Origin of the sequence: Ruegeria sp. B32 (assembly GCF_025141855.1) — a bacterium.
Taxonomy (GTDB): domain Bacteria; phylum Pseudomonadota; class Alphaproteobacteria; order Rhodobacterales; family Rhodobacteraceae; genus Ruegeria; species Ruegeria arenilitoris.
Window position 1 is genome coordinate 2,998,659 of the sequence record NZ_CP081106.1, and the last position, 22,442, is coordinate 3,021,100.

Below are 22,442 nucleotides of genomic sequence, written 5' to 3' on the forward strand. Positions count from 1 at the left end.
CGTCGCAGCCCGGAGTTTCTCTCCAGCCTCTGCCGCGCCGATTTCCGATCTGCATATCCTCGATGACGAGCGATGGTCCTGTTTGCGAGCGGGTGCACGCCAGATGCTATGCGGGCTTACGCATCGGAACGTTCGCGGTGTCGGCTGACGCAAAGGCGAACCACGGCAGATGCAGGACCGTGTGCCTTCTGCGGCCTTATCCCTTTCAATCCGACGCAATCTCATGTATGCGCGCGGTATCTGAGACGTTGTGCCCTGACCCCGGCACTCGAATGGAAGATAAATTGGGGTCGGCGGCAATGGGGCCGCCACGCAAAACGGGAGACCCGCAGGGGCGGGAGTGCTCCCATCTAGGATACGCATATGTTTGATGTAACGAAGAAATCGATGCAGTGGGGCGAGGAAACGCTCACACTGGAAACCGGCAAGGTTGCCCGTCAGGCTGACGGCAGCGTGATTGCCACGCTGGGCGAAACCAGCGTCATGGCCAACGTGACCTTTGCCCGGGAACAGAAGCCCGGTCAGGACTTTTTCCCGCTGACCGTGCACTATCAGGAAAAATACTATGCCGCCGGCAAGGTGCCGGGTGGCTTCTTCAAGCGCGAGGCCCGTCCGACCGAGAAAGAGACGCTGACCGCGCGCCTGATCGACCGTCCGATCCGTCCGCTGTTCGTTGACGGGTTCAAGAACGAAGTTCTGGTGATGTGCACCGTGCTGAGCCATGACCTGGTCAACGACCCCGACATCGTGGCGATGATCGCCGCATCGGCGGCCCTGACCATCTCGGGCGCGCCCTTCCGCGGCCCGATCGCCGGTGCCCGCGTTGGTTTCGTGGATGGCGAGTACGTCCTGAACCCGACCGTCGACGACATGCAGGACCTGCGCCTGAACCCTGAACAGCGTCTGGATCTGGTTGTGGCCGGCACCAAAGACGCCGTGATGATGGTGGAGTCGGAAGCCTACGAGCTGACCGAAGCCGAGATGCTGGGCGCCGTGACCTTCGCGCACGAACAGATCCAGCCGGTGATCGACCTGATCATCTCGCTGGCCGAAGACGCCGCGAAAGAGCCCTTTGCCTTCGAAGCCCCCGACTACTCGGAGCTGTACGCTGCCGTGAAAGCTGCCGGTGAAGAGCAGATGCGTGCCGCATTCGCAATCACCGACAAGCAAGAGCGCACCGCAGCCGTCGCTGCCGCGCGCGAGGCCATCAAGGCCGCTCTGACCGAAGAGCAGCTTGAGGACTCGAACCTGGGTTCGGCGATGAAAAAGCTCGAAGCCAGCATCCTGCGCGGCGACGTGGTGAAGGGCGGCAAGCGGATCGACGGTCGTTCGACCACCGACGTGCGCCCGATCGTGGCCGAAACCGGCCTGCTGCCGCGGACCCATGGTTCGGCCCTGTTCACCCGAGGTGAAACCCAGGCGCTTGCCGTGACGACGCTGGGCACTGGTGACGACGAGCAGTTCATCGACGCGCTGCACGGCAACTTCAAATCGAACTTCCTGCTGCACTACAACTTCCCGCCCTACTCGGTCGGCGAAGTGGGCCGCGTTGGTTCGCCCGGTCGCCGCGAAATCGGCCACGGCAAACTGGCATGGCGCGCCCTGCAGGCGGTTCTGCCGGCTCCGACCGATTTCCCCTACACCATCCGCGTGGTGTCCGAGATCACCGAGTCGAACGGCTCGTCCTCGATGGCATCGGTCTGCGGCGGTTCGCTGTCGATGATGGATGCGGGCGTTCCGCTCAAGGCTCCGGTGGCCGGTGTGGCCATGGGTCTGATACTGGAAGACGACGGCGACTATGCCGTTCTGACCGACATCCTGGGTGACGAAGACCACCTGGGCGACATGGACTTCAAGGTTGCGGGTACCGAAAACGGCATCACCTCGCTGCAGATGGACATCAAGGTCGCGGGCATCACGCCCGAGATCATGGAAAAAGCCCTGGCTCAGGCCAAGGACGGCCGTCTGCACATCCTGAACGAGATGAGCAAGGCGCTGAGCGAGACCGCCGAGTTCTCGATCCACGCACCGCGCATCGAGACCATGCAGATCCCGACCGACAAGATCCGCGAAGTGATCGGCTCGGGCGGCAAGGTGATCCGCGAGATCGTGGAAACCAGCGGCGCCAAGGTCGACATCAACGATGACGGCATCATCAAGATCGCATCGCCCGATGGTGAGTCGATCAAGAAAGCCTACGAGATGATCCACTCGATCGTGGCTGAGCCGGAAGAAGGTCAGATCTATACCGGCAAGGTCGTGAAGATCGTCGATTTCGGCGCCTTCGTGAACTTCTTCGGCAAGCGTGACGGTCTGGTCCACGTGTCTCAGATCGAAAACCGTCGCCTTAACCACCCTTCGGACGTTCTGAAGGAAGGCCAGGAAGTGAAGGTCAAACTTCTGGGCTTCGACGATCGCGGCAAGGTCCGCCTGTCGATGAAATGCGTCGATCAGGAAACCGGCGAAGAGATCGTGCCCGAGAAGAAAGAAAAGAAAGAGGAAGGCGCGGAATAATCCGCCCTGCCCCTTGCTTGATCCAAGACCCCGGTTCCGGCCGGGGTCTTTTTTGTTTTACCGAGGCCTTTCCCGGGCGGCGCCCCTGTTCTATGCACGACACCATGCGATCCTTCGTCATCCATATGTCCTCCAGCACCGCGCGCCGACCCAATGCCGAGCAGCTCTGCGCCGACCTGCCCAATGCCGAACTGATCGAAGCGGTCAACGGGCGCGATCCGGCGCAGATTGCTGGGGTCACGCTGCACCTGGGCAACCTGCATCGCCCACGCTACCCGTTCACCCTGCGCCCGGCCGAGATCGGCGTCTTCGAAAGCCACCGCCGGATCTGGCGCAAGATGGTCGACGAGGGGATCGATCTGGCGATCACCGCCGAGGATGACCTGCGCGTCGATCCCGATCGGATGAACGCTGCACTGGATCTGTTGCGCCCGATCGCGACCCCTGACCACTATATCCGCATCCCGGTCAAGCAGCGCGAAACCGCAGCCCAGACCCTCGCTGAGCATGACGGCCTTCGTCTGATCCTGCCCAAGGTCATCGGACTGCAATGCGTCTGCCAGGTGGTGGGCCGGAAGGCGGCGGAACGTCTGCTGGCGGCCACCGACCGCATTGACCGCCCGGTGGACACGTTCCTGCAGATGCACTGGATCACGGGCCAGCCCGTCCACGCGCTGTTGGGCAGCGGCAACCAGGAAGTGGCCGGTGAAATCGGCGGCTCGACGATCCAGACGAAACCGCCGTTGACCGATAAGCTGACCCGCGAGTTCAAGCGCGCCGCCTATCGCGCGCAACTGCACCTGCATCCGCAGCGCCCCGCCTAGTCGGGCACCGCATCGCCCAGTTCCTCGACCAAGAAATCCATCGCCCGGCGCACCCGCAGCGGCAGATGACGCCGTTCAGGATAGACGATCCAACTCGCGCGGCTTGGATCTTCGTACCCCTGCAGTATCGGCTCCAGCTCAGGGGGGCGCTTCGCGCCCAGAAAAATCTCGGGCGCGTACATGACCCCCAGACCTTGCCGCGCGGCAGAAAGAACGGCGTGCGGGTTGTTGGCCTGCCACCGGCCATGCACCCGAACCTCGATCGGGTCGCCCGAGCCGGGGTCGCGGAATACCCACCGGTCATTGTTGGTGATCAGGCACTGATGATGCCGCAGGTCGGCCGGATGGGTCGGCCTTCCGTGCCGGTCGAGATAGCCGCGCGCGGCCACGCAGACCATCCGTCGGGTGGCCAACCGCCGCGCGATCAGCCCGCTTTCGGTCAGCGTGCCATAGCGGATGGCAAAGTCGAAGCCTTCCTCGGTCAGGTTCAGAAGGCGCGAATTGAAGTCGATGGTGACCGAGAGCTTGGGGTGCAGGCTTGCGAACCGCGCCAAAGCGGGCGCCACGAACTGTTCAGCAAACGGCCCGGCGGCCGAAACGCGAATGCGCCCTGCGATCTGGGCCCGATCCCCTGCCGCCGACTGGTTCGCTTCTTCCAGACCCGCCACAAGCCCGGCCACACGCGCGTGATAGTCGCGTCCGGCGTCGGTCAGGCGCACCACGCGAGTCGAACGCGCCAAAAGCTTGACGCCCAAACGATCCTCAAGCCGGGCGACCTGACGCGAGACATGGCTGGCCGAAACCCCAAGCCGCCGGGCCGCGGCGGTGAAGCCCCCCGTCTCAACCACCATCAGGAATTCTTCCAGCCCGTCCCACAGCGCCATCTCGCAGCCTCATTATTACCTGTCAGCAATAATGCTTTGCCAAATCCGGCACTAATCAACAAGCGGCAACAGCCATATATCCCGTCACACAAGACACGGGCCGGGTGAACCGGCCGAACTAGGAGAAAACACATGGCTTCGACTGCAAAGAAAATTCTGGTCGTCCTGACATCGCATGACCAGCTGGGCGACACCGGAGAAAAGACCGGGTTCTGGCTCGAGGAGCTGGCCGCTCCGTATTACGTGTTCAAGGATGCCGGGGCCGAATTGACAATGGCCTCGCCCAAAGGTGACCAGCCGCCGCTGGACCCCAAAAGCAGCGCACCCGACAGCCAGACCGACGACACCCGCCGGTTCGAGGCCGACCCCGAAGCGATGGCGGCATTGGCCAACACGGTCAAACTGTCCGAGGTGAACGCCCACGGCTATGACGCGATCTTCTATCCCGGTGGGCACGGGCCGCTGTGGGACCTTGTGTCGGATGAGAAATCGATTGATCTGATCGAGACGTTCTGGTCAGCGGGGAAACCGGTCAGCGCCGTGTGTCACGCCCCGATCGTTCTGGCGAACGCCAAGGCCGCGGACGGGTCGCCCTTGGTCAAGGGTCGAACCGTTACCGGCTTCACGAATGAAGAAGAAGACGCCGTCGGCCTGACCGAAATCGTGCCCTTGCTGGTCGAGGATACGATGAAGGACCGGGGTGCGCAGTTCAGCAAGGTGGACCCGTTCCAACCTCACGCCGTGCAGGACGGCAAACTGATTACCGGGCAGAACCCGGCGTCGTCCGCTGCGGTTGCAAGGAAAGTGCTTGAGGCGCTTGAGGCCTGAGGACGTTCAATGCGGTACGGGGCGGGACATGATGTGCCCCGCCCCTTTTGATGTCAGCTCGGCGCCTTGGTCTTGCGCAGATAGGGGAAGATCGTCTCGAACTCGCCGAACTTCTCCTTGGCTTCGTCATTCGAAACCGACGGCGGGATGATCACGTCTTCGCCGGGCACCCAGTTGGCCGGAGTGGCCACGCCCTTGGCGCTCATCTGCAACCCGTCCAGCGCGCGCAGAATCTCGGCGAAATTCCGGCCCACGGTCATCGGATAGGTCATCGACAGTTTCAGCTGCTTGTCCGGCCCGATGATGAAGACCGAGCGCACCGTGGCGCTGTCCGCCGGGGTTCGGCCGTCGGGCAGATATGCCTCGGCGGGCAGCATGTCGAAGGCCTTGGAGACTGCCAGTCCGTCATCGGCGATGATCGGAAAGCCGGGGTTGGCCTTGCCATAGGCCTCGATGTCTTTCTTCCACTTCTTATGGTCCTCGACCCCATCGACCGAAACACCGATCACCTTGGTGTTGCGCTTGGCCCATTCGTCGTTCAACTGCGCCACGGCCGAAAACTCGGTGGTGCAGACCGGAGTGAAATCCTTGGGGTGCGAGAAGAGGATCGCCCAGCTGTCGCCGATCCAGTCGTGGAACTGGATGGTGCCCTGGTCCGTTTCAGCGGTGAAATTGGGGACGGTATCGTTGATGCGCAAACCCATGATGCATCTCCTTTCCTGTGAAAACCCGAGTCGGTTGGTGCAAACCTAATCACTTTGCCCTCAGGTTAAACCATTGATGTGGCACAGGGGCAAAAAACGTGCGATCAATAATTTGATCAAATTTCCAGAATTGCCTTGCCCCAAGGGGGCCGCAGTGACAGAGTGCCCGGGAAAACCGACCGCGCGGTCGAATGAATGCGGATCAAGAGGACACGCCATGATCGAGAAACGCGACTTTTACATCAACGGCCAGTGGGTCGCCCCCAGCCAAGCCAATGATTTCCATGTGATCGACCCCTCGACCGAGGAGTCCTGCACGGTGATTTCTCTGGGCGGTCAGGCCGATACCGACGCGGCCGTGGCGGCGGCCAAGACGGCGCTGCCGGGCTGGATGGCCACGCCGGTCGAAGAGCGCATCGCGCTGGTGGAAAAGCTGATCGAGATCTACCCCACCCGCGCCGAAGACCTCGCGCAGGCAATGTCGATGGAGATGGGCGCGCCGATCGACATGTCGCGCACCCAGCAGGTGGGCGCCGGGATCTGGCACCTGAAGAATTTCATTCGAGCAGCCAAGAGTTTCCAGTTCGAGCGCCCCCTGGGCGATCATGCCCCCAATGACCGGATCATCTACGAGGCAGTCGGCGTCGCCGCGCTGATCACCCCGTGGAACTGGCCGATGAATCAGATCACGCTCAAGGTGGGCGCGGCGGCGATCGCGGGCTGCACCATGGTTCTGAAACCGTCCGAGCAAAGCCCGCTGAACGCGATGATCTTTGCCGAGATGATGCACGAGGCGGGCTTCCCGCCGGGTGTCTTCAACCTGGTGAACGGCGACGGCGTGGGCGTGGGTTCGCAACTGTCGGGGCATCCGGACGTCGACATGGTCAGCTTCACCGGCTCGACCCGTGCGGGCACGGCGATTTCCAAGAACGCCGCCGACACGCTGAAGAAGGTGCATCTGGAACTGGGCGGCAAGGGCGCCAACGTGATCTTTGCCGATGCCGATGACAAGGCGGTCAAGCGCGGCGTGCTGCACATGATGAACAACACCGGCCAGAGCTGCAACGCGCCCAGCCGGATGCTGGTACAGCGCCCGATCTATGACCAAGCGGTGGAAACCGCGGCCGAGGTGGCGGGCAAGGTCACCGTGGGCCCGGCGATGCTGGAAGGCCGCCATATCGGCCCCGTCGTGAACGAGCTGCAATGGACCAAGATCCAGGCCCTGATCCAGAAAGGCATCGACGAGGGTGCGCGCCTGGTCGCCGGCGGCCCCGGTCGGCCCGAAGGGTTCAACAAAGGCTATTTCGTGCGCCCCACCGTGTTTGCCGACGCCAACAACCAGATGACCATCGCGCGCGAGGAGATCTTTGGCCCGGTCCTGACGATGATCCCCTTCGATACCGAGGAAGAGGCCATCGAGATCGCCAATGACACGCCCTATGGCCTGACCAACTATGTCCAGACGCAGGACGGCGCCCGCGCCAACCGCATGGCGCGCAAACTGCGCTCGGGCATGGTCGAGATGAACGGCCAGTCGCGCGCCGCCGGGTCGCCCTTTGGCGGCATGAAACAGTCCGGCAACGGGCGCGAAGGCGGTGTCTGGGGGCTGGAGGACTTTTTGGAGGTCAAGGCCGTCAGCGGCTGGACCCCGGAATAACCCCGGCACAGGAACGTTCAAAATGCGGGGCAAGGCGCGGGCAGGCACCTTGCCCCGTTTTCGTCAGGCCGGGCGTACCACCAGCTGCGGTTCGCCGTTCGTCGTATGGCGGGCTGACCGACCGTCCCAGCCTATCTGACCGCTGACGCGCTGGCGAAAGGCCGAGAAGCTGTCAAAGGTCACCACGTCGACCGGGGTGTCGAACTGCAGGGTGATCCGCCGCTGCGCACCGTCGCCCAGCATCGTCAGGCCGCGGATTTCCCCTGTGAAGGGCTGGCCCAGATAGGTGCCCTGCACGCGGTCTCCGACCTTCAGGTGCAGCCGGTTTCCGGCCATCGCGTGCAACGTGTTCCAGTCGCGCGCGCCGTGCTGATGGGCGATCATCTCAAGCGATTGCGCATGGCTCAGGGCCACGCCTGCGCCACGCAGTTTCTCGCGCAGGCGTTTGGCCTGCACTTTCAGCTCGCCCACGGGGGCGATGTTTCGGATCTGTGTCATTTCTTGCCTCGTTTCCAAAAACGGGCGCGAGTATTGGACGGGGCTCGCCTTGCCATCCGCGCGCCGGGAAAGGGCAACAGATGTGGTTTGAACCGGGTTTCACCAAAGCCAAAGGGCCGCGAGCGGCAGGATACCCGAACCTGCGCGCCTTGTGACAGGCGCACGGGCCTTAGTCAATCAGGCATCGGCCTGCGCCGCCTCATAGGCCAGCATGGCGCGTTTGACGGGCAACCCCCAGTGATAGCCGCCCAGCCCCCCCGATTTGCGCAGCGCGCGGTGGCAGGGGATCAGCCAGCTGACCGGGTTGCGGCCCACCGCCGTGCCCACTGCCCGCACCGCCTGCGGCGTGCCCACGGCCTGCGCGATCTGGGAATAGGTCGTCACCTGGCCCGAGGGGATCTGCATCAGCGCCTCCCACACCTTGATCTGCAAGGGTGAGCCGATCAGGTACAGCGGCGTAGGCTCCAGCCGGTCGCTGGCCGCGCCATATGCCGACAGGACCCACGGGCGCAGGCGCATCGGATCCTCGACGTATTCCGCCAGGGGCCAGCGCGACAGCATGTCCTGCATCGCGGCCTCTTCGCCGGTCTCGGCGGCAAAGGCCATGCCGCAGATGCCCTTGGCCGTGCCCATCACCAGCGCCGGGCCAAAGGGGCTTTCGAACCAGCCCCAATAGATGGTCAGCCCGGCCCCCTTGCGGGCATATTCGCCGGGGCTCATCGCCTCCCATTTCAGGAACAGGTCGTGCAGGCGGCCGCTGCCGGACAGACCGACGCTGTGCGCGGTCTCCAGCGTGGTGAACCGCTCGCGCAGCAGCGCCTTGGCATGGCCGAGCGTCAAATATTGCTGGTAGCGTTTCGGCGACACGCCCGTCCAGCGCGAGAACAGGCGCTGGAAATGGGCGGGGCTCATGTCCATCTGGCGGGCCAGTTCTTCCAGCGACAGCGACTCGCCGCCTTGGTCGATCAGATCGATCGCGCGCCGCATCACGTTGTAGTGGTAACCGGATTCGGATGTCTGGACGTTCATGGCATTCACCTTGCTGTGGCTTGCCCCATCCTAGCCGCGCTGGGCCCGACCGTGCGACCCGAAACTTGCGCATTGGCGGTGCAGCGGGCTTTGGGCTTGTCACCCGGCACCGCGGGCGGCATTAAGGCCCGGATGGCAAAGCAGCTTGATTATCACACGATCCGCGAGATCTTTACCCGGTTCCAGCAGGCCGACCCCGAACCCAGGGGCGAGCTTGAGCACGTGAACGTGTACACGCTGGTCGTCGCCGTGGCGCTGTCAGCGCAGGCGACCGATGCGGGCGTCAACAAGGCCACCCGCGCGCTGTTCAAGATCGCGGACACACCGCAGAAGATGCTCGACCTCGGCGAAGAGGGGCTGATCGAGCACATCAAGACCATCGGCCTGTTCCGCCAGAAGGCCAAGAACGTCATCAAGATGTCGCGCATCCTGGTCGAGGACTACGGCGGCGAGGTGCCCAACTCGCGCGCCGCACTGCAGTCGCTGCCGGGCGTCGGGCGCAAGACCGCGAACGTGGTGCTGAACATGTGGTGGCGATACCCGGCGCAGGCGGTGGACACCCATATCTTTCGCGTCGGCAACCGCACGGGTATCTGCACCGGCAAGGATGTGGATGCCGTGGAACGCGCCATCGAAGACAATATTCCCGTGGACTTTCAGCTTCACGCCCATCACTGGCTGATCCTGCACGGCCGGTACCACTGCAAGGCGCGCAAGCCGCAATGCGGCACCTGCCTGATCCGCGACCTGTGCCAATTCGAGGACAAGACCCTATGAAAACCTATCACCTGACCGGCATCGGCAACGCCGTTGTGGACGTCATCTCTCAGGCCGACGACAGCTTTCTCGAGATGATGGGGATCGAGAAGGGCATCATGCAGCTGATCGAACGGGAACGCGGCGAGGTGCTGTATGCGGCCATGGAAAACCGGGTGCAGACGCCGGGCGGGTCGGTGGCCAACACCATCGCGGGCGCAGGAGCGCTGGGTCTGGACGCGGCCTTCATCGGGCGGGTGCATGATGATGCGCTGGGCCGGTTCTATGCCGATGCGATGAACGAGGACGGCGTGGATTTCGTAAACCCGCCCGTGCCGGGGGGCGAACTGCCGACCTCGCGCTCGATGATCTTCGTGTCGCCCGATGGCGAACGGTCGATGAACACCTATCTGGGGATTTCCTCGGAACTGTCCTCGGCCGACGTGCCGGCCGAGGTGGCGGGCAACAGCCAGATCATGTTCCTCGAGGGGTATCTGTTCGACAAGGAGAAGGGCAAGACCGCCTTCCTGGAGGCCGCGCGCGACTGTCGCAACGGCGGCGGCAAGACCGGCATCGCCATCTCCGACCCGTTCTGCGTCGAGCGTCACCGCACCGATTTCCTGCTGCTGATCGAACACGAGCTGGATTTCGTGATCGGCAACGAGGCCGAGATCAAATCGCTGTTCGAGACCGACGACCTGGAAGAGGCGCTGCGGCGCACGGCTGCGATCTGCCCGCTGGTGGTCTGCACCCGCTCGGGCGACGGGGTGACGGTTCTGCATGACGGCATTCGCATCGACGTGCCGGTCGAGAAGGTTGTGCCGGTGGACGCCACCGGCGCGGGCGACCAGTTCGCCGCCGGATTCCTGTTCGGCATTGCGACGGGCCGCGACATGGAGACCTGCGCCCGCATCGGCAACGTCTGCGCAAGAGAAGTAATCAGCCATATCGGCCCGCGCCCCGAGGCGAACATGCTGGAACTGCTGCGGGACGAAGGGTTGGTTTGAGCGGGGGCACCCGCTCAAAGGCTACCGCCTAAAGGGCAGGATCTCGGCAATCAAGCCGTCGGGGTCCCGCCGAATCCAGCGGATGAGCTTGGGCGTAGTTTGGGTGTTCTCCGGCACCACGCACAGGTTCGCTGTGCTTTGCACACCAAAATTCAGCAACCGGCCATATAGCGCCGGTGTACGCCAGCCAGTTCAACCTGTTCAGTTGAGGGCGCGTGAGTTCCTCACCGATCTGGCGGGGTCCAGTCCGTCTGGACCGACTCGCGCCGGCTAAGCCGCAGGGCAAGCCCGATGGCCACGCCGACACCGATGGCCACGGTCAGGTCGATGAAGACGGTCAGCAGCATGGTCAGAACCAGCAGCGCCCGATCGCTGGGGCGCGCGCGGGCATATTCACCCCATTTGTGCGGCTCACTCATGTTCCAGGCGGTGATCATCAGCAGCGCGGCCAATGCCGGCATGGCCAGATAGCCCGCCGCCGGGGCCGCAACCAGCATGATCAGCAGGATCGTCAGCGCGTGGATGATGCCCGCAACCGGCGTCTTGCCGCCCGCCTTGATGTTCGTCGCCGTGCGCGCGATTGCCCCGGTGGCCGGCAGCCCTCCGAACAGGGCCGAGGCGATGTTGGCCGCGCCCTGGGCCGTCAATTCCGCGTTGGGCCTGTGCTGCCCGCCGATCATCCGGTCGGCGACCATGGCCGACAGCAGCGATTCCACTCCGGCCAGAAAGGCGATCACGACCGCCGAAGGGAACAGCTCGACAAAGCGCGACAGCGACAGGTCGGGCAGCTGGGGCGCAGGCAGGGTCGAGGGCAGATCACCGAACCGCGAATGGATCGTGTCGACCCCCAGCCCCATCAGCGCGACCAGCGCCGAGGCAACGCCGACCGCGATGATCAGCCCCGGAAAACGCGGCGCGATCCGGCGCAGGGCAACGATCAGAACGGCCGCCAGCAGGGCGGTTCCCGTGGCCGCCAGGTTCAGCGTGTCGCGCGCGCCCCATAGCGCGGGTACTTTCTCAAGAAATTCGGCGGGCAGATTTTGAATCGACAGGCCGAAGAAATCCTTGATCTGGCTGGTGGCGATGATGACGGCGATGCCGATGGTAAAGCCGTTGACAACGGCCTCGGGCACGAATGAGATCAATCGCCCGGCCCGGAAATAACCCGCGATCAGCAGGATGAACCCTGCCATGAAGGTGGCCATGACCAACCCGTCATATCCGTGTTCGGCAATCACGCCGAACACCACCACGATGAAGGCGCCGGTCGGGCCTCCGATCTGGACCCGGCTGCCCCCCAGCGCCGAAATGACGAACCCCGCGACGATGGCCGTGACCAACCCCTGCGCCGGGTCCGCGCCCGAGGCGATGGCGATCGCCAGGCTCAGCGGCAGGGCCACCATGGCAACCGAAATCCCGGCGATCAGATCCGCCGTAAACTGAGCCATGTCATAGGTTTTGAGCGTCGTCAGAATCTTTGGCTGGCGCATGAAATTCACCATCCCCAAAAGGCCGCTACTGCTGCGCGGCCCGGAAAACGCGCCAGATTTGCGCCGATTTTTGCACCGGGTCAAGTGCGGCAAGTGTGCGCAGTCGATGCGCGCGGTCCGGAAAATGCGCCAGAATCGGGAACGCCTGCGCCCGAGAAGTGATCAGCCATATCGGCCCGCGGCCGGATACCCACGCGCTGGAGTTGTTGCAGGAAGAGGGGTTGGTTTGAGGTAGGACCTACTTGCTCGGTTCATTTGCGATCACAGTGGTCAAGGTGCGTGTCGTTCGGCTTCTGGTGATTGCAATCGCACCAAGAACCAAAGCGCAGGCTATGGCTTGGGGCGCCGTGATTGCTTCGCCAAAAGCAACAAATCCGACCACGAACATCGTGGGCAATTCTACGCTTCCAACGACCGCGGTTTGAGAGGCGCCGATCAAGGGCGAGCAAATGGTGTAGATGAGCTGCGGCACAAGCGCCGTGACCAGGCCAATTCCGACAATCAAGATCCAGTCGGATTGCCTCTCCGGGAGCAGCTGTTGCACATCGGCACTCAGAATCAGCGGCAAGAGCCCAAGAACCGATCCCAGGGAAACCGAGGCTATGCGCGCAAGCGGCGCGATTCGGGACAGCCTGTGGACCAAAACACAAATACCGAAACCAAAGCCGAACGGGGCCGCCAGTGCCGCCAATAGAGTTGGTATGTGTTGTGGGGACACGGATGCGGGAGCACCAGCAGTGATTGCCGCCAGAACGATAAGGCCAGAAGCGAGCAAGGCGCGCCGCGTGGGTGCATCGGAGAAAAGCGCCCAGGCAATGACCAATGTAAAAACCGGATAGGTCATGTAGAGCACGCCCACGGTTGATGCGGGCAAGGCCTCCAAAGCCGTCACGTATCCAATCCACCCAAGTCCCATCACGGCTCCTGCCGAAAGGCCCCAACAAATCTCGCGCCAAGCTTTGCGGTGCATGACGAGAACGGGCAGCAGCAGAATTGCCGCGACGATGTAGCGGTAGAATGCGACGGCATAGGGCGCGACACCCTGCTGCGTCAGCCCTCTGCTGAAATAGGGTACCAGCCCAAAGCAGATCGACGCGAAAAGAACGCCTGCAACCGCAAGCGCATAGGGAATAGCCGGTCCGGTTTGTGTTGAGGTCTTTGCCATGAACAAGGGCTAGCACAGGTTCGCGAAATCCATAACAGAGTTCCATGGACTAGGCAACTTGTCCGCAACCCGGAACGGAACCCGCTTGATCGAGTTCTAGTTCACCCCAAATACCCCCTGAAAGCCTCCATCGCCCGCTCGTAGACTTCGCGTTTGAATGGCACGATCTCGGCGATCAGGTGGTTGGGGTCCTGCCATTTCCAGCGGGTGAATTCAGGGTGGTCTGTCTGAATATTGATCTGGTCGTCTTCCCCCAGGAACCGCAACAGGAACCATTTCTGCTCTTGCCCCCGGAAGCGGCCCTTCCAGATCTTGGGTACGATGTCATGCGGCAGGTCGTAGGGCAGCCAGTCGTCGGTCTCGGCCACGATTTCCACGAGGTCGGGGGTGACGCCGATTTCCTCCTGCAACTCGCGTAGCGCCGCCGCGCGCGGGGTCTCGCCTTCGTCCACGCCACCTTGGGGCATCTGCCAGGCGTCCTCGAACCGGTCATTGCGCTGGCCGACGAAAATCTGACCCTGATCGTTCATCAGCATCAGGCCGACGCAGGGGCGATAGGGCAGTTTGGCGATCTGTTCTGGGGTCATGGGCGGGCCTCGTAATGTGGTTGGCCAAGCTGTAGCAACTGGCAAAGCGGCGGCAAAGGGGGTGACGTCAGGTTTCGCGTGACACCGGCGCGGTGCGGCGCGATTGTCGGGCCCGAATTGAGGGAGAGTTTCAAGATGACTGCGTACCCGAACCTGCTGGCCCCGCTGGATCTGGGCTTTACCACGTTGAAGAACCGGGTCCTGATGGGCTCGATGCATACCGGGCTGGAAGAAACCGGCGACTGGAACCGGGTGGCCGAGTTCTATGCCTCGCGCGCACGTGGCGGCGTGGCGCTGATGGTGACGGGCGGCATCGGGCCGAACCTCGAAGGCTCGGTTTTGCCCGGCGCTGCGATGATGGCCAGCGACAAGGACGTGGCGAACCACTCGGTCGTCACCGACCGGGTGCATCAGGCGGGCGGCAAGATCGCAATGCAGATCCTGCATGCGGGCCGTTACGCCTATGGCCCGAAATGCGTGGCGCCCAGCCCGGTGAAGTCGCCGATCTCGCCCTTCCCGCCCAACGAGCTGGACGAGGAAGGCATCGAGAAGCAGATCGGCGACATCGTCAACGCCGCCGTGCTGGCGCAGAAGGCCGGCTATGACGGGGTCGAGATCATGGGGTCCGAGGGGTATTTCCTGAATCAGTTCCTGGTGACCCACACCAACAAGCGCACCGACCGCTGGGGCGGGTCCTATGAGAACCGGATGCGCCTGCCTCTGGAAGTGGTGCGCCGAACGCGCGAGGCGGTGGGCAGTGATTTCATCATCATCTACCGGCTGTCGATGATCGACCTGGTGCCCAATGGCTCGACCCATGAAGAGGTGGTGCAACTGGCGCAAGCGGTCGAGAAGGCCGGGGCGACGATCATCAACACCGGCATCGGCTGGCACGAGGCGCGGATTCCGACCATCGCCACCTCGGTGCCGCGCGCGGCCTTTGCCTGGGTGACGAAGAAGCTGATAGGCAAGGTGGGGATTCCGGTCATCACCTCGAACCGGATCAACACGCCGGAAGTGGCCGAGCAGGTGCTGGCCGAGGGCTGCGCCGACATGGTCTCGCTGGCGCGGCCGATGCTGGCGGATGCGGATTTCGTGGCCAAGGCGATGGCTGGCGAGTCGGCCAAGATCGCGCCCTGCATCGCCTGCAACCAGGCCTGTCTGGATCACACGTTCAGCGGCAAGCTGACCTCCTGCCTGGTGAACCCGCGCGCCTGCCACGAGACCGAGCTGGTGATCGAAAAGGCCACCGCGCTCAAGCGCGTGGCCATCGTGGGCGCGGGTCCGGCGGGCCTGTCCACGGCGATGACGGCGGCGGATCGCGGCCATGACGTGACCGTGTTCGACAAGGCCGACGAGATTGGCGGCCAGCTGAACATGGCCAAGCAGGTGCCGGGCAAGGAAGAGTTCTGGGGCTTGGTGGACTGGTATCGCACCATGCTCGACAGCCTTGGCGTCGAGGTGGAACTGGGCCGCGAGGTCGGCGCCGACGATCTGACCGGGTTCGACGAGGTGGTGATCGCCACCGGCGTCAACCCGCGCGACCCGCAGATCCCCGGCGAGGACCGCGACAATGTCGTGAACTATATCGACGTGCTGCGCGACAAGGCCCCGGTGGGCAAATCGGTGGCCGTGATCGGCGCGGGCGGCATCGGGTTCGACGTGTCGGAATACCTGCTGGAGGAGGGCCATTCACCCACCACAGACCTGCCCTTGTGGATGAAGGAATGGGGCGTCGCCGACCCTGAACAACACCGCTCGGGCCTGGCGCCCGAAGGCCCGCAGCCCGAGGCGCCCAAGCGGCAGGTCACGCTGCTTCAACGCAAGAAGCAGGCGCATGGCAAGGGGCTGGGCAAGACGACCGGCTGGATCCACCGCGCGACGCTGAAGATGAAGGATGTGAACTTCGTGGGCGGCGTGAACTACGAGCGCATCGACGACGAGGGGCTGCATGTCTCATTCGGAGAAGAGCGCGCGGACCCGACCGTCATCAAGGCGGACACGATCGTTCTGTGCGCCGGACAGGTGCCCGAGCGGTCGCTGGCCGATGCGCTGATCGAACGCGGGATCACCCCGCATGTGATCGGCGGCGCGGATGTGGCCGCGGAACTGGACGCCAAGCGGGCGATCAACCAGGGCACGCGGCTGGCCGCCGCTCTGTAGGGAAGGCCCGTTCCGTCCACTGCCCCAAGGCGAGAACACCCAGACTAAAGAAAGCCACCCGAACGATGCCCGGGTGGCTTTTTTGAGAGTTGAGCCAATTCCCCGCCTTAAACGGAAAAAGTCAGACCTGTCTCGTCCTCGAACAGTGCCAGGTATTCCTGGTAATCTCGAAAGGCGCGGCGCAGCAGAATCTGTGACGCCGGCTTCGCGCTCCAGGGCTTCTTGCCTCCGATATAGTGCCACATCTTCGGGTTCTGGCTTGCCTGTTTCAGTTGGTCTCGAAATTCGGCAGAGGTATGCCGGAATTTCGGACTGTGAGCGTCGTACCAAATCTGCGGCCGCGTGTTCCATTGCTGAGGAAGTCTGAGCCACTGACCCGCAAAAATCTGGTTCATCCGATCCTGCTCGGGCAGGTCGTGGATATGCGGGATCAGCTTGTCGAAATCGCCCAGCTCCTTGCCTGCGGGTGAATTCCGGATCGCTTCGCAATCCATCAGAAGGATGCCCGCGTTGAAGTAGTTCTCGCCGGGCAGAAAGCCCAACCGGATGCTGCGCAAAACGCGCGTCACCGACTTTTGGTGTTCGTGCCCCGGCCTCAGAACACTCTGCAGGGATGGGCGCAGAAAGCGGCCCTCACCCAATGTGACCAATCCCATGTCGATACAGGCCCCGATCCCGTGGCCATTCATGTCGAGTTCCTGCAACTCGCAGACATCGCCCAGCACAAGAGTGTCGGCGTCAATGAACAGACACCGGCCCGAAAAGAAGTCTGGCAGAAACAACGGCAGCAGCGTGATTTTCGGGTATTTCGTCTTGAACTCTGAAAATCGGCTGACAGCAATGCGGGATATAGAAAATTCCGGTCGACCCCAAAACCAACGTTCATTCAAATACCATGGCTCCGATCCCGATCGGGATCGTGTATAGGCGAGGCAAGCACATGTAAACAAACCGAAACCGTCCCGCCGCTGTCGGCGGTTTGGTCCCGGCGCTGCGGTTGGTCGGTACGGGTTACTCCACGGTGATCGTTATCACCTCGGAGACGATCGGCGTCGCGTGAGGCACATGATCCGCATCGCCCAGGACCAGTTGCAACGTGTGCGTCCCGGGGGCAAGCTCCAACGTGACTTCAGTCTGACCACCGCCAAAGTGCAGGTGGTTGTCATCAGCCGGCAGTCCGTAGGCCAGTTCATCGGCCCCGTCCTCACCCTGACCCAATGGGGGACGGTCGATCAGCAAATGGTGATGGCCGGTGTTTTCCTTTTCGGTCCCGGCTGGCGCAACGCCCATACCGCGGAGGCCAAAGACCACCGTCACCGGCGACGTTACCGTGTCGCCGTCCGACAGGTTGACGAAATAGACCTCAGCGTCGGGGTTCGAAGGTGTCTCCCCTCCGGCCCAGGCCAAGGGGGCAAGCAGGCAAAAAACGGTTGCTAGAATGGCTTTCATGATCTCCTCCCTGGTCACAAAAATGCCATTCTGACTTTAGCACGTTGCGAGAAATTACCAGAAAAGAACACGCAAACAGGGGGCGGATGCAGGCGGGAAACCACTGTTTCCGCGTTTCCGAAGCGCAAACGATCCGATTCAAAACCCTGATATTATCCCATGTCTGCCCAGTTTCCGCCCAGATTGGAGGCGATGGTCGGTCAACGAACAGACGACCTGGGGAACGAGAATGGACCGACTGACAGAAATGGAGGCCTTCGCCAACGTGGTGGACCAAGGTGGTTTCACCGACGCGGCCAAAAAGATGGGCATTTCCAAATCAGCCGTGTCGAAGCACGTGTCGAGCTTGGAGGCCCGCTTGGGCGCGCGTTTGCTGAACCGCACGACGCGCCGCGTGTCGCCGACCGAGATCGGGCTGGCCTATTACGACCGCGCACGCCGTGTGCTGAATGATGCAGGCGAAGCCGACGCGCTGGTGACGTCGATGCAATCGGCGCCTTCAGGTCTGCTGCGCATCAGTGTGGCCACTGATTTCGGGGTGAACCACCTGTCGCCCGTGCTGTCGGGTTTCCTGGCGGCCTATCCCGACATCACCGTGAACATGGTCTTGAACAATCGCTATGTCGAACTGATTTCCGAAGGGTTCGACGTGGCCGTGCGCATCGGCGAGCTGGAAGACAGCACCCTGCGCGCCCGCAAGCTGACCGAAACGGTCAAACGCATGGTTGCGGCCCCCAGCTATATCGAGAAGTTCGGGCGCCCGGCAAAGATCGATGACCTCAACGAACACAAGCTGCTGCATTACTCCAGCCAGTCCTCGGGCAACGTCTGGAAGTTGACCGCGCCCTCAGGCGAAAAGAGGCAGGTGCGCACGGCGGGTTGGCTGAGCGTGAACGACGGTCAATCCCTGTTGAATGCGGCTATCTCGGGCCTCGGAATAGCTTATCTGCCCAGCTATCTCTACGCGGACGCGCTGAAATCCGGCCAGGTGGTCGACGCGATGCCATCGCTGCCGGACGAGGTTCAGGGTGTCTATGCGGTGTACCCGCCGGGCCGGTTCACCCAGCCCAAGGTGCGGGCGTTCATTGATTTCCTTGTCGAGTCCTTTGCCGAAAAAGGTCCGATGGATTGGTAAGACCTCCCAGTGAAGACTGACCGGCCCGCGCAAATTGCGCGGGCTTTTTTTCTTGGTCAGTTCAACAGCAGAACAGCCTCGACCCGGCGGTTCTGTTCGCGCCCTTCCGGGGTGGCGTTCGAAACGATCGGGGCGAGGTAGCCGACACCCTGTGCCTGCACGCGGTCCTCTGCCACTCCATGTGCCTCGATCAACCGCGCACGGACAGCCTGGGCGCGGCGTGTGCTGACTTCGATATTGGCCTGCAGGTCGCCGGTGTCGTCGGTGTGCCCAACCAGCGCAAGCCGCGCGCCGGGGGTCTCGGCCAGGTAGCCGGCCAGCAGGCGCAGCGACTCGAACGGCCCGGCCCCCAAGGCGACCTCGCCCGTCTCAAAGCTGAGATCGCCGAGTATCACGTGACCATCCCGCACCAGGCTGGCAACCAGCCCGTCGCTGCCAATCACCGTTTCCTCGACCACCAGCGGCGGTGGGGTCTGACCCTTCGGAGTGACGCGGATCATCTGCACATACCCGTCGGGCTGGTTTCGGCTGATCAGCAAGGTCAGGGCTTCGGCTCCACGAGTGGCTGACAGAAATCGATAATCATTGATTGCGACATACATGTCGGGCGTCGGCACCACCTCGGTTCCAAAGCGGAAGTCGAACCCGCCGCAAGTGCGGGCCTCACATTCAAAAGCGATCTCGAAACCCTGCGCCTTGAGCTGATCCCGCAGCGGGTTGAGGATCTGCAGCGTCGTGCTGGAACCGGCCTGCAGCCGCCATGTGGTGCGCTCGATCCGGCCTTCGACCGTGCGCGCGGGAACGGCGTTGTCTGCAAACGGGCCGGTCGGCAATTGGTAGCTGTCCAACGGGCTGACGCGCTGGCTGATTTGTCGCGCACTCGCCGGCAGCGACAGGTCCTGCGCCGCCACAGGACCCGCGATCAGACAGAAAAGAAGGACAGCAAATCGGATCATCGAAACTGCGCGTGATACTCGTCATTGGGCACCATCGCCGTGGCACTGGCGACCCGGTTGGACATGTTGAAGAAGCCAGCGACGTTTGCGATGTCCCAGATGTCGCGGTCGGTGAACCCCGCATCGCGCAGGCGCTGGCGGTCCGGTTCCTCGATCTCGGCGCTGGCTATGGTCATCTTGGCGGCGAAATCAAGCATCGCGCGTTGGCGGTCGTCCAGAGGCGCCACTCGGTAGTTCATCACCAGCATTTCACCCAGCTTGGGATCACCTGACAGCTGACGCACGGCGGCACCATGGGCCACCAGGCAATAGAAGCACCGGTTGATCGACGAGACCACGACCGCGATCATCTCACGTTCCAGCTTGCTGAGCCCGCTGTCCGCCAGCATCAGGTCATTATACATGCCCGTGAACGCGTTCAGCTTGTCGATGTCAAAGGCATTTGCCTTCAGCACGTTGGGGACCATGCCCAGCTTCTCGACGCAGATATCGAAGTACTTCTGAGTCTCGGGCGGCAGCGGATCCACCATTGGCAGGTCAAGCGCGGTGGGCATGTCTCGATCGGTCACGTCTGTCTCCTCTCAGACCAGCTGGCGATAGTGATACTCTCCGACGCGTTCCATCCCGAGAGAGTGGTAGAGCGCGTTGGCGCCGGTATTGGCCTTGGTGCAGATCACGCTAAGGGTATGCGCGCCATTGTCCAGCGCCCAAAAGGCCGCGGCGCGCATCCCCCAGCGGCCCAGCCCCTGTCGGCGGTGCGCCGGCACGATCTCGAGCGCATGCAGCATGGCGATGCCGTCGTGGATGGCCACGAAACCGGTGCCCGCCGGCTGATCGCGGTGACGCAGCAACAGTCCGGTCTTGGGGCCGGGGGCGCGCTCCATCACCGCCAGGCGTTCGGGGCCGATGCCACCTTGGGCCCAGATTTCGCGCATGATCGCCAAGGGCTCCCACAGGCAGAACACCGTGACCGGCGGGACCGGCTGGTCCGTCAGCTGTGAGACCGGGCAGGCATAGATGTTGACCGGATCCAGAACCTCGTATCCGCGTTGCGCCAGGATTTCGTCCAGGTCCGCGTCGTGGGGGCGCAGGCAGAAGATGCGCTTTTGGCCCATCTCCTGCATGGCCGCCTCGGCCGCGTCGATATCCGGCGGGGTGACCGGGCCGATACGGCTGGCCGCCGACACGCGCGAGCCGCCCCCCTGCCCTTCGCGCAGCAGGAACGGACCCAACTGCATGTACCGCGCGGCGGGCCATGTGCCATCGACAACTGCCGCCCAGTCTACCGTCAAAGGCCAAGCTCCTTGGCCAGTCGCGTCGTGACCGCATCGATACGCGACCCGTCAGTGCCCCGAACAACCACGTTGGCCCCGAAGACGCCGTTGATCTGGAACGGGTAACACCCGATCGACACGTCGCCAAATTCCTCTGCCACGGCGGCCAGGGTCGCAGCGATGTCACCTTCTCCCCGGTTGACCCGCAAGGTCTGAGACAACAACGGTTTTCCTCCGGTCAGGGTGGGCAGCACACTGGCCACCATCGCCTGGAAGACCAATGGGACGCCGGCCATCACATGGACATTACCTAGTGTGAACCCTGGCGCGGTGGAAACCGGGTTGTCGATCAGCGTTGCCCCGTCAGGGATGCGCGCCATGCGCAGGCGCGCTTCGTTCAGCTCCAGCCCCGATTGGTCGTAGTGCGCCTGCAGCAGGGCGCGGGCATCGTCTCGCACATCGATTTGCGCCCCGAACGCGCGGGCGATGCAATCGGCGGTGATGTCGTCATGGGTGGGGCCGATGCCCCCGCTGGTGAACACATGGTCATAGCCCTGCGACAGCGCCGTGACGGCGGCCTCGATCGCCGGTGCCTCGTCGCTGACGATGCGGACCTCTTTCAGATCGATGCCGTGTTTGGTCAGCTCCTGCGCCAGATAATGCATGTTGGCGTCGCGGGTTCGGCCGGACAGGATTTCATCCCCGATCACCAGCATTGCAGCGGTTGGGTTGGGCATGGCACGCTCTCCTCTTGATCGACCTTTGCGGCAGGTATAGGCCCGGAACCATGCGCTTTCAAACCCCTCTTGTGCCCGCCCGCCTGATCCGCCGCTATAAACGCTTTCTGGCCGACTGCAGGCTTGAGGACGGGCGCGAGGTGACGGCCCATTGCGCCAATCCGGGTTCGATGATGGGTCTGGCCGAACCGGGCGAAAAGATCTGGCTTGAGCCTAATGAAGACCCGAAGAAAAAGCTCAAATTCGGCTGGCGGCTGGTCGATCATGAAAACGGCCATTTCACCGGGGTCGATACTTCGGTGCCCAACCGGGCGCTGCGGGCAGCGCTCGAAGCCCGGGAAATCCCAGCATTCGCCGCCTATGAAACCGTGAGGCCCGAGGTCAGATACGGCCAAAACAGCCGCATCGACTTTTTGCTTTCGCAACCCGGGCTGCCCGACGCCTATGTCGAGGTCAAAAGCGTGACCCTGTCGCGCGAACCGGGGCTGGCCGAATTCCCCGACAGCGTCACCGCTCGGGGCACCAAACATCTGGGGGAGCTGGCCGAAATGGCCGCGCAAGGGCACCGGGCCATCCTGCTCTACCTGGTTCAGCGCACAGATTGCCGCAATTTCGCATTGGCCGCCGATATCGACCCGGCCTATGCGGCAGCGTTTTCGACTGCCCAGGCCAATGGGGTTGAACACTTGGTCTGTGGTACGCGCATTTCACCGGATGGCGTCTGGGTTCAGCCGCAGGCGACGATTTCCAGCGACTGAAGGCCGGTCGATTTCCGCCGCATGGCG

22 protein-coding genes and 1 pseudogene are annotated in these 22,442 nt (G+C 63.0%); 10 read left to right on the forward strand and 13 right to left on the reverse strand.

Annotated elements, in window-relative coordinates:
- Window positions 1–363: 363 nt before the first annotated feature.
- Window positions 364–2,514 carry a polyribonucleotide nucleotidyltransferase gene (gene pnp, locus K3752_RS15200; protein ID WP_170341993.1) on the forward strand — a complete coding sequence of 717 codons (2,151 nt, stop codon included), beginning with the start codon at window positions 364–366 and terminating at the stop codon, window positions 2,512–2,514.
- A gap of 104 nt (window positions 2,515–2,618) precedes the next feature.
- Window positions 2,619–3,338, forward strand: coding sequence for a glycosyltransferase family 25 protein (locus K3752_RS15205; protein ID WP_260063687.1), 720 nt, complete (start codon window positions 2,619–2,621; stop codon window positions 3,336–3,338).
- Here K3752_RS15205 and K3752_RS15210 read toward each other — a convergent pair.
- Window positions 3,335–4,222 carry a LysR family transcriptional regulator gene (locus tag K3752_RS15210; protein WP_170447504.1) on the reverse strand — a complete coding sequence of 296 codons (888 nt, stop codon included), beginning with the start codon at window positions 4,220–4,222 and terminating at the stop codon, window positions 3,335–3,337. The genes K3752_RS15205 and K3752_RS15210 overlap by 4 nt on opposite strands.
- Before the next feature lie 132 nt (window positions 4,223–4,354).
- Between K3752_RS15210 and K3752_RS15215 the strand changes: the two genes are divergently transcribed.
- Window positions 4,355–5,050, forward strand: a complete 696-nt coding sequence (locus tag K3752_RS15215; protein WP_260063688.1) for a type 1 glutamine amidotransferase domain-containing protein — start codon at window positions 4,355–4,357, stop codon at window positions 5,048–5,050.
- A 53-nt stretch (window positions 5,051–5,103) separates the two neighbouring features.
- Here K3752_RS15215 and K3752_RS15220 read toward each other — a convergent pair whose 3' ends face one another.
- The gene (locus K3752_RS15220; protein ID WP_093964131.1) at window positions 5,104–5,754 is read right to left on the reverse strand and encodes a peroxiredoxin; all 651 of its coding nucleotides are present in this window, start codon (window positions 5,752–5,754) and stop codon (window positions 5,104–5,106) included.
- Window positions 5,755–5,971: 217 nt separating this feature from the next.
- Between K3752_RS15220 and K3752_RS15225 the strand changes: the two genes are divergently transcribed.
- Window positions 5,972–7,411 carry an aldehyde dehydrogenase family protein gene (locus tag K3752_RS15225; RefSeq protein ID WP_260063689.1) on the forward strand — a complete coding sequence of 480 codons (1,440 nt, stop codon included), beginning with the start codon at window positions 5,972–5,974 and terminating at the stop codon, window positions 7,409–7,411.
- Window positions 7,412–7,474: 63 nt separating this feature from the next.
- Here K3752_RS15225 and K3752_RS15230 read toward each other — a convergent pair whose 3' ends face one another.
- Together K3752_RS15230 and K3752_RS15235 are read right to left on the reverse strand one after the other, a co-directional pair.
- A complete protein-coding gene (locus K3752_RS15230) occupies window positions 7,475–7,909 on the reverse strand; it encodes a glyoxalase superfamily protein (RefSeq protein WP_260063690.1) in 435 nt (144 codons plus the stop codon).
- Window positions 7,910–8,086: 177 nt separating this feature from the next.
- Window positions 8,087–8,938, reverse strand: a complete 852-nt coding sequence (locus K3752_RS15235) for a bifunctional helix-turn-helix domain-containing protein/methylated-DNA--[protein]-cysteine S-methyltransferase (RefSeq protein ID WP_260063691.1) — start codon at window positions 8,936–8,938, stop codon at window positions 8,087–8,089.
- A 132-nt stretch (window positions 8,939–9,070) separates the two neighbouring features.
- On the opposite strand from K3752_RS15235, the gene nth reads away from it, so the two are divergent.
- Window positions 9,071–9,715, forward strand: coding sequence for an endonuclease III (nth, locus tag K3752_RS15240; RefSeq protein ID WP_260063692.1), 645 nt, complete (start codon window positions 9,071–9,073; stop codon window positions 9,713–9,715).
- A complete protein-coding gene (locus K3752_RS15245; RefSeq protein ID WP_260063693.1) occupies window positions 9,712–10,701 on the forward strand; it encodes an adenosine kinase in 990 nt (329 codons plus the stop codon). The genes nth and K3752_RS15245 overlap by 4 nt, the downstream gene beginning before the upstream one ends.
- Before the next feature lie 224 nt (window positions 10,702–10,925).
- On the opposite strand, the gene K3752_RS15250 is transcribed toward K3752_RS15245, so the two are convergent.
- Complete coding sequence (locus K3752_RS15250) at window positions 10,926–12,191, reverse strand: SulP family inorganic anion transporter (protein WP_260063694.1); 1,266 nt, start codon at window positions 12,189–12,191, stop codon at window positions 10,926–10,928.
- 125 nt (window positions 12,192–12,316) lie between these two features.
- Here K3752_RS15250 and K3752_RS15255 point away from each other — a divergent pair.
- Window positions 12,317–12,421 (forward strand): annotated as a pseudogene (locus tag K3752_RS15255) (adenosine kinase); the annotation flags it as partial.
- An 8-nt stretch (window positions 12,422–12,429) separates the two neighbouring features.
- On the opposite strand, the gene K3752_RS15260 reads toward K3752_RS15255, so the two are convergent.
- Both K3752_RS15260 and K3752_RS15265 read right to left on the reverse strand, forming a co-directional pair.
- Entirely contained in the window at window positions 12,430–13,356 is a 927-nt protein-coding gene (locus K3752_RS15260; RefSeq protein WP_260063695.1) for a DMT family transporter, read from the reverse strand.
- Between the two features lie 101 nt (window positions 13,357–13,457).
- Window positions 13,458–13,943: an RNA pyrophosphohydrolase gene (locus K3752_RS15265; RefSeq protein ID WP_260063696.1), complete on the reverse strand. Its 486-nt coding sequence runs from the start codon at window positions 13,941–13,943 to the stop codon at window positions 13,458–13,460.
- Between the two features lie 135 nt (window positions 13,944–14,078).
- Here K3752_RS15265 and K3752_RS15270 point away from each other — a divergent pair, with 135 nt between their 5' ends.
- The gene (locus K3752_RS15270; RefSeq protein ID WP_260063697.1) at window positions 14,079–16,106 is read left to right on the forward strand and encodes an NADPH-dependent 2,4-dienoyl-CoA reductase; all 2,028 of its coding nucleotides are present in this window, start codon (window positions 14,079–14,081) and stop codon (window positions 16,104–16,106) included.
- A 107-nt stretch (window positions 16,107–16,213) separates the two neighbouring features.
- On the opposite strand, the gene K3752_RS15275 is transcribed toward K3752_RS15270, so the two are convergent.
- Both K3752_RS15275 and K3752_RS15280 read right to left on the reverse strand, forming a co-directional pair.
- Entirely contained in the window at window positions 16,214–16,888 is a 675-nt protein-coding gene (locus tag K3752_RS15275; protein WP_260063698.1) for a glycosyltransferase, read from the reverse strand.
- A 229-nt stretch (window positions 16,889–17,117) separates the two neighbouring features.
- A complete protein-coding gene (locus tag K3752_RS15280; protein ID WP_260063699.1) occupies window positions 17,118–17,555 on the reverse strand; it encodes a DUF4399 domain-containing protein in 438 nt (145 codons plus the stop codon).
- Between the two features lie 229 nt (window positions 17,556–17,784).
- On the opposite strand from K3752_RS15280, the gene K3752_RS15285 reads away from it, so the two are divergent.
- Window positions 17,785–18,690 carry a LysR family transcriptional regulator gene (locus K3752_RS15285; protein WP_093964122.1) on the forward strand — a complete coding sequence of 302 codons (906 nt, stop codon included), beginning with the start codon at window positions 17,785–17,787 and terminating at the stop codon, window positions 18,688–18,690.
- Window positions 18,691–18,746: 56 nt separating this feature from the next.
- On the opposite strand, the gene K3752_RS15290 is transcribed toward K3752_RS15285, so the two are convergent.
- Genes K3752_RS15290 through K3752_RS15305 form a run of 4 tightly spaced genes read right to left on the reverse strand, consistent with a single transcriptional unit; the run spans window position 18,747 to window position 21,657 of the window.
- Window positions 18,747–19,646, reverse strand: a complete 900-nt coding sequence (locus K3752_RS15290) for an OmpA family protein (RefSeq protein WP_260063700.1) — start codon at window positions 19,644–19,646, stop codon at window positions 18,747–18,749.
- Window positions 19,643–20,215: a peroxidase-related enzyme gene (locus tag K3752_RS15295; protein WP_260063701.1), complete on the reverse strand. Its 573-nt coding sequence runs from the start codon at window positions 20,213–20,215 to the stop codon at window positions 19,643–19,645. The genes K3752_RS15290 and K3752_RS15295 overlap by 4 nt, the downstream gene beginning before the upstream one ends.
- A gap of 12 nt (window positions 20,216–20,227) precedes the next feature.
- Complete coding sequence (locus tag K3752_RS15300; protein ID WP_260063702.1) at window positions 20,228–20,938, reverse strand: GNAT family N-acetyltransferase; 711 nt, start codon at window positions 20,936–20,938, stop codon at window positions 20,228–20,230.
- Complete coding sequence (locus K3752_RS15305; RefSeq protein ID WP_170369097.1) at window positions 20,935–21,657, reverse strand: molybdopterin-binding protein; 723 nt, start codon at window positions 21,655–21,657, stop codon at window positions 20,935–20,937. The genes K3752_RS15300 and K3752_RS15305 overlap by 4 nt, the downstream gene beginning before the upstream one ends.
- A gap of 50 nt (window positions 21,658–21,707) precedes the next feature.
- On the opposite strand from K3752_RS15305, the gene sfsA reads away from it, so the two are divergent.
- Window positions 21,708–22,415: a DNA/RNA nuclease SfsA gene (sfsA, locus tag K3752_RS15310; protein WP_170370265.1), complete on the forward strand. Its 708-nt coding sequence runs from the start codon at window positions 21,708–21,710 to the stop codon at window positions 22,413–22,415.
- The last annotated feature ends 27 nt before the right edge of the window (window positions 22,416–22,442 follow it).